Source organism: Sphingobacterium sp. UBA865, assembly GCF_002295765.1.
In the GTDB taxonomy this organism is placed as follows: Bacteria; Bacteroidota; Bacteroidia; order Sphingobacteriales; family Sphingobacteriaceae; genus Sphingobacterium; species Sphingobacterium multivorum.
The window spans coordinates 1-15095 of record NZ_DBGB01000030.1; the positions used below are offsets into that span (position 1 = coordinate 1).

At 39.5% G+C, this 15095-nt stretch carries 12 protein-coding genes; 8 read left to right on the top strand and 4 right to left on the bottom strand.

Features of this window, described 5'->3' with window-relative positions; translation table 11 throughout:
• Positions 1-33: 33 nt before the first annotated feature.
• The 3 genes from B2O97_RS15885 to B2O97_RS15895 all read right to left on the bottom strand — a co-directional run bounded on the left by B2O97_RS15885 (position 34) and on the right by B2O97_RS15895 (position 1712).
• On the bottom strand, positions 34-522 hold the full coding sequence (locus tag B2O97_RS15885; RefSeq protein WP_112375181.1) for a DUF805 domain-containing protein: 489 nt from the start codon (positions 520-522) through the stop codon (positions 34-36).
• Between the two features lie 232 nt (positions 523-754).
• The gene (recO, locus tag B2O97_RS15890; RefSeq protein ID WP_112375182.1) at positions 755-1477 is read right to left on the bottom strand and encodes a DNA repair protein RecO; all 723 of its coding nucleotides are present in this window, start codon (positions 1475-1477) and stop codon (positions 755-757) included.
• Positions 1461-1712 carry a signal peptidase gene (locus tag B2O97_RS15895; RefSeq protein ID WP_112375183.1) on the bottom strand — a complete coding sequence of 84 codons (252 nt, stop codon included), beginning with the start codon at positions 1710-1712 and terminating at the stop codon, positions 1461-1463. Before B2O97_RS15895 ends, recO begins: the two co-directional genes overlap by 17 nt.
• Positions 1713-1929: 217 nt before the next feature.
• Between B2O97_RS15895 and rpmB the strand changes: the two genes are divergently transcribed.
• The 7 genes from rpmB to B2O97_RS15930 all read left to right on the top strand — a co-directional run bounded on the left by rpmB (position 1930) and on the right by B2O97_RS15930 (position 10513).
• Entirely contained in the window at positions 1930-2163 is a 234-nt protein-coding gene (gene rpmB / locus B2O97_RS15900) for a 50S ribosomal protein L28 (protein WP_046672597.1), read from the top strand.
• A 76-nt stretch (positions 2164-2239) separates the two neighbouring features.
• On the top strand, positions 2240-2422 hold the full coding sequence (rpmG, locus tag B2O97_RS15905) for a 50S ribosomal protein L33 (protein WP_002998409.1): 183 nt from the start codon (positions 2240-2242) through the stop codon (positions 2420-2422).
• 51 nt (positions 2423-2473) lie between these two features.
• Positions 2474-2635, top strand: coding sequence for a DUF4295 domain-containing protein (locus tag B2O97_RS15910; RefSeq protein WP_070562566.1), 162 nt, complete (start codon positions 2474-2476; stop codon positions 2633-2635).
• Between the two features lie 139 nt (positions 2636-2774).
• Positions 2775-3737: a signal recognition particle-docking protein FtsY gene (ftsY, locus tag B2O97_RS15915; protein WP_046672598.1), complete on the top strand. Its 963-nt coding sequence runs from the start codon at positions 2775-2777 to the stop codon at positions 3735-3737.
• Positions 3738-3755: 18 nt separating this feature from the next.
• Positions 3756-5093 (top strand): 30S ribosomal protein S12 methylthiotransferase RimO, encoded by a 1338-nt coding sequence (rimO, locus tag B2O97_RS15920; RefSeq protein WP_286767689.1) that lies wholly within the window; start codon positions 3756-3758, stop codon positions 5091-5093.
• 358 nt (positions 5094-5451) lie between these two features.
• Positions 5452-7041, top strand: coding sequence for a bacillithiol biosynthesis cysteine-adding enzyme BshC (gene bshC, locus B2O97_RS15925; RefSeq protein WP_112375184.1), 1590 nt, complete (start codon positions 5452-5454; stop codon positions 7039-7041).
• Positions 7042-7333: 292 nt separating this feature from the next.
• The gene (locus B2O97_RS15930) at positions 7334-10513 is read left to right on the top strand and encodes a TonB-dependent receptor (RefSeq protein WP_112375185.1); all 3180 of its coding nucleotides are present in this window, start codon (positions 7334-7336) and stop codon (positions 10511-10513) included.
• 151 nt (positions 10514-10664) lie between these two features.
• Here B2O97_RS15930 and ctlX read toward each other — a convergent pair whose 3' ends face one another.
• Complete coding sequence (ctlX, locus tag B2O97_RS15935) at positions 10665-11615, bottom strand: citrulline utilization hydrolase CtlX (RefSeq protein WP_070562556.1); 951 nt, start codon at positions 11613-11615, stop codon at positions 10665-10667.
• A gap of 575 nt (positions 11616-12190) precedes the next feature.
• Here ctlX and gcvP point away from each other — a divergent pair.
• Complete coding sequence (gene gcvP, locus B2O97_RS15940) at positions 12191-15064, top strand: aminomethyl-transferring glycine dehydrogenase (RefSeq protein WP_286767690.1); 2874 nt, start codon at positions 12191-12193, stop codon at positions 15062-15064.
• Positions 15065-15095: the final 31 nt, after the last annotated feature.

Consider the following 15095-nt stretch of genomic DNA (forward strand, 5'->3'; position numbering starts at 1 on the left):
TTGAGACAGCTTCTTTTTTTATGCTGTTAGCATCTAAGCAAAAGGATCTTTATCAGGTGCTGGTGGCGTAGGATTTGATGGTTGTGAACTTCCAAATGGGTCCTGTGGCAGAGAAGAACCGAAGGGATCTTGGCTTTGAGTAAAAGGATGATTTGTTACGTTTTCCAGCGCTTTGGGATCTGGACCATATTGATTTGAAGCCTTGTCGCCTTCCAGTACCAATAAGTAAAGCAGGTAGATCCAACCAATAAATGGAATCAATGCAACTAATATAAACCAGCCTGATTTATTGGTGTCATGTAATCTTCGGACCGTAACGGCTATTCCAGGAATTAGTAAAGCTAAACTTACTAAACCTGAGACATACGTAAATAAGCTTGCAATTTGTCCAAGTATTGCAAATATTGCGCTAATGATGAGATTTGCAAGGAAAAACATCCAATATTCCTTACGGCGAGCCCTTCCTTCAAAGTTGGCATAGTTGTCTCGAACAACCTTTAAAAAGTTTTCTTTAAGTTCCATATTTTAAGACTTTTTTAGGTGAAAATGATGCTAGTAAATCAAAATGTTATTTCAATTTTGTTACAATAAATGTACCAAGAATTTATCCGAGAGATCAATTATTATAAAAGGGTAAGTGTTTGGAAGAGCTACAGTTGCTGCGCTTGCGCAAAAGAATAGCCGCGTTCATCCGCCTGTTTTGGATCTAAAGGCAGCATAGAATTCGCTTTCAAAGGAGAAAGCTGTGCGTAGCTTATCTAAATATTTCTTCGAGTATATAGAGCGATTTTATTTCTTTAAAATTTGTGCGGTGGAGACGATAGAAGTCGAGCACTTTTTCCAGCAGGAATTGTCGATCAGAAGCGGTCATTTTTATGCGGTCACAATTCGAATATTCGGATTCGATTAAATTTCTGAAAATTGACGTATGTGGTTCCTGTAATACAAGCGGGTGTTCAGGAAGGCTATCGGAGAAGGTAGCTTCATGAAGATTAAAATAAGGGTGGGCCTGTTTTGATTCAGCGGGATAAAACCCGAGAAAGCGGGTTAGCTTGATTAAAAAAACAAGATGGAAATTGGCCAGATTTAAATGCGTTTCATCTAGCCAACGTACAGACTGATGGATGAATTCAAAAAGATAATCGTCATTTTCTTGTTCCTTCAGAATTTTATAGAGTATTTCATTCAGAAAAAGTGCGAGCGAGCTTTTAACAATATCATAAGGTATTTCTTGCAAGACAGGGACTTGACGCGCTTCGGAGATCCGCTGTAAAGAACCATTATCTTTATGTGTAGCGACAATTTCCAGTAAATGTAAGGGTTGAAGAATATTGGCCTTGATCTTTGCTTTGGGCTTCCTTGCGCCCGTAATGAGATAGGATTGCATACCAAACTGTTCGGTGTATATCTGCGCCACAAGGCTACTCTCCGAATAGTTGGTTGTTTTTAAGACTATACCCCTAGTTTTGTTCAGCATCTCCTTCTTTATCTTTTTTATGCGATTCTTCACGCATCTCCATAATGGCATTTCGGTCTACCTTACGAATCATGCGATAGATTAAAGTCAGGACACCGATACTAAATGCAATAACTCCGACAAGCATAGCAAGTTTATACCAGTTGGAACGCTGTTCCATGAGATAATATCCCAAGATCACAAGTACGACACCAATGATTATTTCCCTTAAGCCCTTGCGAAGATATTTGTTCATAAATGTGAATTGTTGAAAACTATTTTTCTTTACAGAGCAAATATAATACAATAAAATCCTTTATTTTTGCCCTTACCATTCCTATGTAGAACTATTTTTAAAAATAATTCCAATTATCTTGTTGCTTATCCAAAAAAAAATATAGATATTTGCAAACTCTTTGCAGAGAGTGCAAAGGATTAACATATTGTAATAAAGACAACAAAAAAATAATATCATGTCAAGAATTTGTGATTTAACAGGCAAAGCGGCGTTAACAGGAAATAACGTTTCTCACTCAAACGTTAAAACTAAACGTAAATTCTATCCAAATTTACAAACGAAACGTTTTTACATTCCAGAAGAAGATCGTTGGATTACGTTGAAAGTATCTACTTCTGCTATCAAGACTATCAATAAGAACGGGATTACAGCAGCGATCAATAAATTTATCGTTAAAGGGTCAATCTAATTGATTGTCGCGCCTGTTACATTAAGATTATTCATGAATTTCAATCCTATAATAGGATTCAAAATAAAGTAAAACAATGGCTAAAAAAGGAAATAGAGTACAAGTTATCTTAGAATGTACTGAACACAAAGAAAGTGGTCTTCCGGGAATGTCTCGTTACATCACTACTAAAAACAAAAAGAACACAACTGAACGTTTGGAATTGAAAAAATTCAACCCAGTATTGAGAAAAGTTACTGTTCATAAAGAAATTAAGTAAGTCACACATCTTAGCACTTGAAAGAGAGGCTAAGTAAAATATTAATATACCATGGCAAAGAAAGCAGTTGCATCGTTACAAAAAGGTGGCGGTAAAGAATTTACAAAGGTTATTATTACTACTAAATCTGCAAAAACTGGCGCGTATACTTTCAAAGAAGGTATGGTTCACAACGATAAAGTGAAAGACGTCGTTGCTGCAGCTCAAAAATAACGAGTAGCATTTTCCTTTTTTAAAGTTTTTCTTTAAAAAGAATTCGATAAAAATAGCCGTTTTGGTATCCTACCGAAAGGGCTTTTTTTGTTGAGGACATTTGTTTATATTTGAACATCAATTTTCACTACTACACTCCATGGGATTATTTGATTTTTTTAAGAAAAAACCACAAACACAAGAAGAAGAACAGGCCTTAGACAAAGGTTTGGAAAAAACAAAAGAAGGCTTTCTTTCCAAGATTACAAAAGCTGTCGTTGGTAAATCAACAGTAGATGACGATGTGCTGGATAATCTGGAAGAGGTTTTGGTTACTTCTGATGTTGGGGTTACGACTACCTTAAAAATCATTGATCGCATACAGGCCCGTGTTGCCCGAGATAAGTACGTTTCTACTTCTGAGCTCAACAATCTCCTGAAAGAAGAAATTCAAACGCTACTGGCAGAGAACAATAGTGCTGATTTCGAGAATTTCAATTATGGCGATCATAAACCATACGTTATTATGGTTGTAGGTGTCAATGGGGTTGGCAAGACAACGACTATTGGCAAACTGGCTCATCAGCTGAAACAAGCTGGAAGCAAAGTTGTATTGGGGGCAGCGGATACCTTTCGGGCGGCTGCTGTTGATCAACTTAAATTATGGGGTGAGCGTGTTGGCGTGCGTGTTGTCGCTCAGGCCATGGGCTCGGATCCTGCTTCAGTGGCTTATGATACCGTGAAATCGGCAGTAGCAAATGGCGAAGATGTGTGTATCATTGATACCGCAGGCCGTTTGCACAATAAGGTTGGGCTAATGAATGAGCTCACGAAGATTAAGAATGTTATGCAAAAGGTTGTTCCAGGTGCACCACATGAAATCTTGTTGGTCTTGGACGCATCAACAGGGCAAAACGCCATTGAGCAATGTACGCAATTTACACAGGCAACCGATGTGAACGCTTTAGCATTGACGAAACTCGATGGAACGGCGAAGGGCGGGGTGGTTATTGGTATATCTGATCAATTTAAGATCCCGGTGAAATATATTGGTGTAGGTGAAAAAATTGGTGATCTTCAGTTGTTTAACAAAAAGGAATTTGTCGACTCCCTTTTCAAATAGAGTCTACCGTCTAATCATATGAAGACAAAATACGCGAAACCAGCCCCTTTGATAAATAAACCACGTGTCAATGTGGTAACCTTGGGCTGTTCGAAAAATATTCACGATAGTGAAGTCCTGATGGGCCAGTTAAAGGGCAATCAGATGGAAGTCGTGCATGAAGCATCCAATATACAAGCGAATGATATTGTCGTAATCAATACCTGCGGTTTTATTGATAATGCCAAACAGGAGTCAATTGATGCGATCTTACAATATTCGGATCTAAAAGATCAGGGTAAAATCAACAAAGTGATCGTTACAGGTTGTCTTTCTGAGCGATATAAGCCGGAGTTACAGGCTGAAATCCCCAATGTTGATGCCTTTTTCGGTACGAACGATTTACCGGAGCTATTGTCATCCATTGGTGCTGATTATCGACACGAGTTATTGGGTGAGCGCTTATTGACAACACCTTCGCATTTTTCTTACTTTAAGATCGCTGAAGGTTGTAACCGACCATGTTCTTTTTGTGCAATTCCCTTGATGCGTGGTAAACACGTTTCTAAATCCATTGACGATCTTGTCAAAGAGGCAAAATTTCTTGCCTCGAACGGCACGAAAGAATTGATTCTGATTGCACAAGACCTGACCTATTATGGCTTAGATATTTATGGAAAGCGCAATCTTTCTGATTTAATGCGCCATTTGTCAGATGTTGATGGTATCGAATGGATCAGACTGCAGTATGCCTATCCTTCGGGTTTCCCAATGGATATTTTGGACGCAATGAACGAACGTTCGAATATCTGTAATTACTTGGATATGCCACTACAACATATATCTGATCCGATGTTGAAGTCTATGCGAAGAGGTACAACAAAACAGAAACAGATTGATCTTGTCAACGCAATACGTGACAAAGTTCCAGATATCGCTTTGCGTACAACATTAATTTGTGGTTATCCAGGTGAATCTGAACAGGATTTTCAGGAGATGTTGGATTGGGTTGAAGAAACCCGTTTTGACAGATTAGGGTGTTTTACCTATTCTCATGAAGAAAAGACGCACGCACATTCTCTGGAGGACGATGTGCCACAGGAAGTAAAAGAAGGACGGGTGGAAGCCATCATGGAAATACAGCAAGGTATTTCGTACGATATCAATCAGTCCAAAGTCGGTAATACCTATAAAGTACTGGTTGATCGGGTAGACGGCGATTACTTTATTGGCCGGACAGAATACGATTCTCCGGAGGTCGACAATGAGGTCTTGATTCCCGCGGTAGATTCTTATGCACGCATTGGTGATTTTGTTCAGGTAAAAATCGACCGAGCTGAAGATTTCGATCTATATGGTGAGATTGTAAGGAAATAAGTATAAAAGCTTATAGATGATACTATAAACAAACGGGCCTCCCTNNAGGGAGGCCCGTTTGTTTATAGGCAATTGTCAGTAAAATGATATAATTTAAAAGCGGGACAAGCTTTTTGTGAAAATTCACTATTTTGTCGGGGCAAACTAGATACATTTGTAAACGTACAATCCCCATTTTAAACAATCTATAGCCGTTTAAAATCAGATTCAAGAAAGCCTGTAGTTTCAGGATGAATCAGCCTTCTGATTGAAATTGAAAATAGGTTCTATTAACGGAAAAGATTCACTGCCATGTCAGGTTGCTTTGGGGGATTTTGGTTATCAATTAAGAATAGAGAATAATTAATAAAATTTGCAGATGAAGGCAACTTATATTGAATATAGTGAAACAAATAGCTTCTCCAAGACTTTATTAGCCTATTTGGCACATGATGAAGCCTTAAAACCTTTTGTTGGGAATTGGCCTACCTGGGCTGGTTTTGAAAAGCAATTGAACGAAAAGAAGAAATTTGAACACAGGGAAATTCTTGTTGAGCGTCTTAAAAAACAATATGGCGAACTATTAAAGGATTCTCCTGCTGTAGCGGCCAATATAGAACTGTTGCTCGACCAAAATTCCTATACCATTACAACTGGGCATCAGCTCAATATTTTTACAGGGCCTTTATATTTTATTTTTAAAATCATGACGGCAATACGTTTGTCTGAAGATTTACATGCCAAGCATCCTGATAAAACGTTTATTCCAGTATATTGGATGGCAACCGAAGATCATGATTTTGAAGAGATCAACCACACCAAAGTCTTCGGTAAGAAAATTGCTTGGGATACTCCTGCTGTTTCTGCTACGGGGCGAATGGATACCGCAACAATCGTTGATGCTGTGAAGCAGTATACCAATATTTTAGGGCTTTCCGAAAATTCGACCAGGCTGACACGCATTGTAGAAGAAGCCTATTTGAACCATGATCGATTAGCAGATGCAACACGGTATATGGTCAATGAGTTGTTTAAGTCTTACGGTCTTTTGATCGTCGATGCAGATGACCGGGAATTGAAGGAACTGTTCAAGCCAATTATTAAGGAAGATATCTTCTCTGAAAAAAGCTTTAAGGCAATAACAGCGCGATCGGAAGAGTTGGAATCAAATGGTTTCTCTACCCAAGTGCATGCCCGTGAGATTAATTTCTTTTATTTGACGGACGAATTTAGAGAGCGTTTAGTACTGACTGCTGACGGCCGATACGAAGTATTGCACCAGCATATTTATTTTACCAAAGCAGAGCTGGAGCAGGAGATCGAGCGTTATCCAGAGCGTTTCAGTCCAAATGTGGTCATGCGGCCGATGTATCAAGAAATTATACTTCCCAATCTTGCTTATATTGGCGGTGGCGCCGAAATGGTCTATTGGATGCAGTTAAAATCCAACTTTGACCAATATCAGGTAGATTTTCCAATTTTGATCCCTCGTAACTCAGCAATGATTACCGAGGACAACGTTGCAGCTAAGTTGTTTCGTGTTGATCTTACATTTAAGAGTATTTTTCGGCCGGCAGAAGTGCTGAAAAAAGAGTATGTTCGACGTCATACCAAAGAACGACTGAATCTCAATGACGAATGGATGGAGCTGAACGCCATTTTTGGTAAGATAAGGTTAAGAACTCATAAAATAGATCCAAGTTTGGGTCCTAGCACTGAAGCCGTAAAAGCAAGGTTAAAGAAAGCGATCAATAATTTGGAGAAAAAGCTGATGAAAGCTGAGAAGCGGAACCATCAGCATGCTTTAACGGATATTGATAACGTGAAGGAAAAGCTTTTTCCGGGTGGAGGACTGCAGGAGCGCTCTGAAAATTTCGCTTTGCTTTATGTCAAATATGGTGATAGCCTCTTTAGGGACCTTTATAAGTACTTTAATCCATTGGATTTTAAGTTTACAATTTTATATTAGAAAGTCAGCTTCGGCTGACTTTTTTGTGATATTATTGGCCAGAAAGAATTTTCAGTTTGCGTTCGTTTTGTTACTGTCTGCTAAATCATGATGTTTGCAGTATCGGGATATTTCTATCCCTATATTAAAATACTTTTGTTGCCTTTTCCGATATTGTCTTTTTTTCCTAAAGAAGTTTCATTTTGTTTATATACACGTTGAAATGCTTTGTTTATAATTTCATAATATTTCGTTTAGCTTCTGTTTACAGTTCCGATGTAGTTTTGCTTTCATTATCACAACCAACAACTAAATGAAAGAATTTCTACTTACAACGTGTGCCATCGCACTTGGAACAGGGTTGTACGCACAAACGACCCAAGCCGGGTTTTCCGGAAAGATTACGGACGAGAACAACAAAGGGGTTCATGGTGCTTCCATCGAAGTACGGAATGAATCGACCGGTTTCACAACGAAGACCTCAACCAATGCAAATGGTGATTTCAACTTTAAGGAGTTGCCTTTAGGTGGTCCCTATACCGTCAAAGTAACTTATATAGGTTATGGCGAACAAGTTCGTTCGGGATTTAATTTAAATCAGGGTGATATTGTACGCTTGACCATTCCTATTCAAAACACGTCGAATGTATTGGAAACTGTTGAATTAACAGGAATAAGTACGCTGAAGAATAAAATAGAAAATCTAGGTGCCGCTACCGCGGTTACAGCCAGGGATATCGCGAAGTTGCCTGTCAACGGCCGGAATTTTACGTCGCTAATGGATTTGTCTCCTTTGAGTAAGGGAGATAATATCGGTGGCCAGTTGGGCTCTTCTACCAATTTTACCATCGATGGTATGAATGCCAAAAATCCGACTTCTGCAGGTTCGACAACCAGCCGTAGCGGCGCACCTTTCTCCATTTCGATAGAAGCAGTCCGGGAATTTAAAGTGGTCACCAACCAGTATGACGTAACCTACGGAAGAGCGGGCGGCGGAACCGTTAGTGCGGTGACCAAACAGGGAACAAATCAAACGCACGGAAGCGCTTGGCTTTATTCAAGGGCCGATTGGTTGTCCAGTCCCTACGATATCAGAGGAAACAAACGAAGCAATGATTTTTCTACCTATCAATATGGATTTACATTGGGCGGTCCGATCATTAAAGACAAATTGCATTATTTTGTTGCATGGGATCATCAACGGGATGCCCGCCCACTGATTATTGCGGATATCAATTCTGAGGCCGACGAGAAGAGATTTAATGTTACTAATGCCACCTTGGATGAGTTTGTTAATATTGGACGTAACAAGTATGGATTGGGCAATGAACGTCAATATGGCGCTTTTGATAAAAAGCGAGGGTCTGACGCGATTTTTGGAAGAATTGACTGGCAAATTAATGAGAAAAACTTATTGACGATCCGAAATAACTTTACAAGTGATAATAATAAGTTGGGATTACAGGATAATAAGCCAATTACCTTGTATGAATCTTACGGAAATGATAAAAACATTGATAACAGTCTATTGGCAACTTTGCGTACGACTATTTCACCTAAGGTAACAAATGAATTGAAAGTACAACATCTCTATACCTATCAAAAAAGTAGTCCAGGAGATCTTTTACCTAGTCAAAATATTCCCCGTGCAATTGTAGAGGATGCAGTATCTAAGGTCGCTGGAGAAGATAAAAAGACCACATTGCAATTGGGCGGACATCGTTTTGCACAGGAATCTTTTAAAAATAATGTATTTCAGCTTGTTAATAATATCTATTACAGTACCGATAATATCAATTATACCTTTGGGGTCGACTTGATGTATACCCATGCAAACTCGATTTATGGAAGTGAGGTCAATGGACGCTTTCACTTTAGGCCGAGTGATGGAAAGACAGCCATGCAAAACTTTGACGACATGAAGCCATATGCTTATTATCGTGAAGTTCCTTTGGTAAGTGATCCAGCTGTGGTCGGTAAGATATTCAATGCCGGTGCATATGGTCAGTTACAGACCAAGTTGGCACAGGGGTTGGATCTAGTTGCGGGATTACGATTGGATTATGGTCATTATCCAACCTCTCCTTTGAATGAAGAATTGCTGAAAGAAGTTGGGGTACGTACAGATCATAAATTGAAATCTTTTGTTGTACAGCCGCGTTTCCAGATGACTTGGGATGTGAATGAAGAACGAAAGGACTTTTTCCGGATAGGAGCAGGTGTTTTCGCTTCAGATATTAACAATTATATGACCATCAATAACTTGACTTTTGACGGTAAGCATTTTGCGACGGTTGATGTCCGAGGTAATGATGTACCTACACCTAATTTTGTGGGCTATAGAAAGGACCCGTTAACAACACCAACATTGGCGCAGTTTCAAGTACCTACGATCAATACCTATGGACCCGACGCTAAAATTCCAGTAGTCTACAAGGCAAATGTATCTTATACGCATTTCTTTACCGAAAAGTTAAAAGCGAGTCTTTCAGGGTATATGAATCTTGGGCGTAATAACTATATGTATGTGGATCGTAATATGGTGAAAGATCCGTTCTTCAGATTAGCGAATGAAGACAATAGGGGAGTTTTTGTTCCTGCGGCATCGATTGTTGATGGGGCTCCGGATTGGAAAAAAGGAAGGATTTCCAATAAATTCGGCCGCGTACTAGAATTGAACTCTGAAGGAAAAGTGAATCAGTTTGCAGTCGTATTGGATGCAAGTTATCAATATTACAAAGATGGATCTATATCGGTTAGCTATACCTGGAATGATGCGAAAGATAATACTTCTTTCAATGGAAACGTGGCGAATACAGCGACCTTATCTTTGGCAGTAAAAGATGATCCGCGCGATTTGAGCAAAATGAGTTATTCGAACAATCAATTCCGCAATAAGATTGTGATCTATGGCACTTTACCAACATTTTATGGTGTCAGCGTGGGAGTACGGTACTCCGGTATTGGCGGTACGCGATACAGTTTGTTGGCCGGCGGAAATATAAATGGAGACTTTGTTGCTGGGGACAATGATCTGGCCTTTATCTTTGATCCCAATAATCCCAATACGTCAAAACAGCTGATTACTGGATTGAATAATTTGTTGAATAATCCAGAAGCGAGTCAGAGCCTTAAAGATTTTATTAAAAAATATCAAGGTAAAATAGCTGAGCGTAATGGTGGAGTGAATGGTTTTTATGGCTTGATCGACCTTAGAATCGCTAAAAAATTCAATTTATATAAAAACCATGCATTGGAGGTATCGGGAGATCTTTTCAATGTTGCCAACTTATTTAAGAAGACTTGGGGCGTAAATGAGTCTTTGGGTAATCAAAATCTATATGCTTTAGGCGGAAAGGATGCCGCGGGAGAGAAATTGGTGCCTTTTGATGTTACGAAACAGCAGTTTAATTATAATGTAAACAACTCTGGAATTGTATCACCTTCGGGTAACCCTTATCAATTCCAATTGGGATTAAGGTATTCGTTCTAAATTGGCTGGAGAAATTAGATTGTTTTAGAAAAGGTAATGCCCCTTGGAGCAATGGCTTCAAGGGGCATTTTATTTGTTTATTCGTAAGCCTAAAGTGGTAGAGTAGACCTGCTAAAAGGATGTTTTCCGCTAGCATCGTGATATTTGATGGCTAGCTCAGTATTTTTTCTTTCGGAAGAAAAACTTCGGCCATCATGTGGCGTACACTTCCACCACCACATGTTTCGATAACATGAAGATCCTGATGAATAATTTTACCATGCTTTTCTAATTGCGCTGTTTGGTATAAAGTCAATGAGGATAAAGCCTGATTGCTCAGGACAATAAACCGATTCCCATATTTATTTCTTACCTGTAGGCAGTTTGCCGCAAAAGATTCGAGTTGGTTCTCGTTGATTTCAATGATCTCCTTGCCTGTATCTTTCAAACTCTTCAGTAGGGTTTTGAGCTCGGCGGGATCGTCAATTGCCTGCGGACATAAGATGGCAAAGTCTTCGCCTACGGCTAGCACCACATTGGTGTGATAGATAGGTCTCCGCTCTCCATGGACAGTTTGGAAGGCGTGAAATACAACAGGTGTATAGTTTTCAGTTCTGCAATATTCATCGAGCATACTTCTGTCTGCCCTTTCGGATAAGGCACAGTAGGCTATACGGTGCGCACGGTCCAAAACGAGTGCGCCAGTGCCTTCCAGATATTGTTTGTTGTTTTCGGCTTCACTGAGATCCTTAGTTAGTTTTACATAATAACCGTTTTGCTTCAATGGACCTTCGAAATCCAATAAATGTTCTTTTCGACGATTTGGAGCAAACATAGGATAGAAAATTATTTTTCCATCCTGATGAAAGGAGACAATATTATTGGGGAATATACTGTCGGGGCTTTCTGATTTTTCGTCGTCCTGAATGACAGTCACCAAAATTCCATGTGACTTCAATTCATTTACTAGCGCGTCAAATTCTCCTTGCGCTTCTTTGTTGACTTCTTCTGTACTGAGATTTTCGATATCCTTTTGGAAGAAGTTGTTGACCGCAGTCTGTTCATTTTTACGGAAGACAGAGGGTCTTACTAAAAGAACGCTGTCTGTTACCTGTTTTCTCATGGTTTATAATCGTTACTTCGCTGTTTTATATTCGTTAAAAAGAAATGATATTCGTTTTTTGTGATAATTTACATTTGTCAAAAGAGATGCTTCCCTAGCTGGATAATGTTTTCTTTGTTAAGATTTCTGATCGCAACATACCCTTGATATCAGTTGTTCTTAGCAAAAAAGTGTATATCGTTATTTCGAAGTCACTTTACAATTGGTACATATACTAATTTATTGAAAATTCATGGGCATTGCAAAAAAGAATAGTGAAGTAATGAAAGAAATGCGTGGGTGAAATAACAGATAACCCTATCTTTTTTTAAAATTGTGGCAAGCGATTGTTGTATTGTTTGTTATATTTATAATGAACAACCTGTATGTTTGAGGTTAATCCAAAAATTAATTGACAAAGACAATCGAATGCATTTCGGTAGCTCAGTAAAACTGACTTTTTATCCACTTTTTTGCTTCGTTTTCAGTCATTTATTTTGCTATCTTTGCTCATCCAAAAAACGACTGTTTATAAGAGAGTTAATTGCCTAATTATTATGTCGCTAACTATCTATAAGCGTTAACTTTTTGCACACATGAGCAATATACACTTCCAAGAAAAATTCGAAAGTCGCCACAATGGCCCAAGTCCAGTTGAAGCGAATGAAATGTTGGCTAAATTAGGCGTTTCGTCAATTGACCAGCTTATTGACCAAACGGTCCCTTCTCAAATTCGTGCTCCAAAGCCTTTAAATCTTCCCAAAGCATTGTCTGAGGTAGCCTATTTAAAGCGTATTGCGGAAATCGCTGAGAAAAATAAAGTTTTTAAATCTTTTATTGGTCAAGGTTACTACGATGTAATCCTTCCGGGCGTCATTCAACGCAATGTATTTGAAAACCCAGGATGGTATACGCAGTATACGCCTTATCAGGCGGAGATTGCACAAGGTAGGTTACAAGCTTTATTGAACTTCCAGACTGTAATTTGTGATTTCACAGGTTTAGAAATTGCCAATGCCTCTTTGTTGGATGAAGCTACGGCTGCAGCTGAAGCCATGTTTATGCTTTATTCAGCTCGGAAAAATAAAGATGCTAATGTTTTCTTGGTGTCGAACAATGCCTATGCGCAGACGATTGATGTATTGAAGACCCGCGCTTTGTCTTTTGGTATCGAGCTTAAAATTGCGGCTATTGCTGAATCAGAATTAACAGATGATGTATTTGCTGCATTTGTTCAATATCCTGCTGCTGATGGCTCCATTGTCGATTATAAATCATTTGCGGCTACAGCTCACAGTAAGCATATTACCGTGTGTGCGGCGGCAGATTTGATGAGCTTAGCATTATTAACGCCTCCGGGAGAATGGGGTGCAGATGTTGTTGTTGGTAATTCCCAACGTTTTGGTGTACCGATGGGCTTTGGTGGTCCTCATGCAGCCTATTTTGCGACACGCGACAGCTTTAAACGTAATATCCCTGGTCGTATTATCGGTGTTACTTCCGATTCAAATGGAAAGTATGCATTGCGTATGGCTTTGCAGACTCGTGAACAACACATCCGCCGTGATAAAGCCTCTTCTAATATTTGTACTGCACAAGCTCTTTTAGCGATTATGGCTTCTTTCTATGCCGTATACCATGGCCCTGAAGGAATCAAAAATATAGCATCACGTATCAATGCATTGGCCAACCTATTGGATCAAGCAATACAATCATTGGGTTATACGCAATTGAATGCAGCTTATTTTGACACACTACGTGTAGACTTAGGTGGTCATGCTGGTGCTTTGAAATCTGAAGCATTAAATAACGAATTAAACTTCTATTACAATGGTTCGGAAGTTTCAATTGCTATCGACGAAACAACGACATACGAAGATATCAAGACAATTGTCAAAGTATTTGCTAAAATTCAAGGTAAAACATTGAATGACGTAGATTTCGATGCATTGGAAGAGAATTTAGGTTCTTCAATTCCTGCCGATTTAGTACGTACTTCTGCCTACTTAACACATCCAAACTTTAATAGCTATCATTCTGAACATGAGATGTTGCGCTATATCAAATCTTTGGAAGCAAAAGATTTATCGCTTTGCCACTCGATGATTCCATTGGGGTCATGTACGATGAAATTGAATGCTACAGCCGAAATGGTACCAGTTACTTGGGCGAGATTTGGTGGTTTGCATCCATTTGCTCCTGCAGATCAAACTTCTGGATATATGCAAATGATTGGCGAATTGAACGATTGGTTGTCTGAGATCACTGGTTTTGCAAAAATGAGCTTCCAACCAAACTCAGGAGCACAAGGTGAGTATGCTGGTCTGATGGTTATTCGTGCTTACCATGAAAGCCGTGGTGATCACGGACGTAATATCTGTTTGATTCCTGCTTCTGCACACGGAACGAACCCTGCTTCTGCTTCTATGGCTGGATTGAAAGTGGTTGTTGTGAAATGTGATGAATTGGGAAATATCGATATTCCAGATTTAAGAGCAAAAGCGACTGAACATGCTGCAAACTTGAACTCACTGATGGTGACTTATCCTTCTACACACGGTGTATTTGAAGAGTCTATTATTGAAGTCTGTGAAATTGTTCATGCAAATGGTGGTCAGGTTTACATGGACGGTGCGAACATGAATGCACAGGTTGGATTGACAAGCCCAGGCCATATTGGCGCTGATGTTTGTCACTTGAACCTCCATAAAACATTCTGTATTCCTCACGGTGGAGGAGGTCCAGGTATGGGGCCTATCGGTGTTGCAAAACACTTGGTTCCTTTCTTACCTAACCACGAAGTGGTTTCTACTTCTGGTGAAGAGGGCATCTCTGCCGTTTCTGCAGCTCCATTTGGTTCAGCATCAATCTTGCTTATTTCCCATGCCTATATTTCGATGATGGGTGGTGAAGGTTTGACAAATGCGACAAGAACAGCAATATTAAATGCAAATTATATTAAAGCGCGTTTAGAAAATGCATATCCAGTACTTTATTCAGGTACTAACGGACGTTGTGCACACGAAATGATCTTAGATTGCCGTGGATTCAAAAACTTTGGTATCGAGGTTGCAGATATTGCAAAACGTTTGATGGATTATGGTTTCCACGCACCAACTGTTTCTTTCCCTGTTGCAGGAACATTGATGGTTGAGCCTACTGAATCAGAGTCTAAGGCTGAATTGGATCGTTTCTGTGATGCATTAGTTGCTATCCGTGAAGAGATCGCAGCGGTTGAAGCAGGAGCGGTAGATCAAGCTAACAATGTACTGAAACATGCACCACATACTGCTTCGGTTGTAACCGCAGACGAGTGGGATAGACCTTACAGCCGTCAAACAGCCGCATACCCATTGGAGTATGTAAGAGAACGGAAATTCTGGCCTTCGGTAGGTCGTGTAAACGACTCTCAAGGTGACCGTACATTGATTTGTTCGTGTCCATCTATTGAAGAGTACGCCGAAGCATAGTCTCGGTAGCTATAATATAATGAAGGCCTCT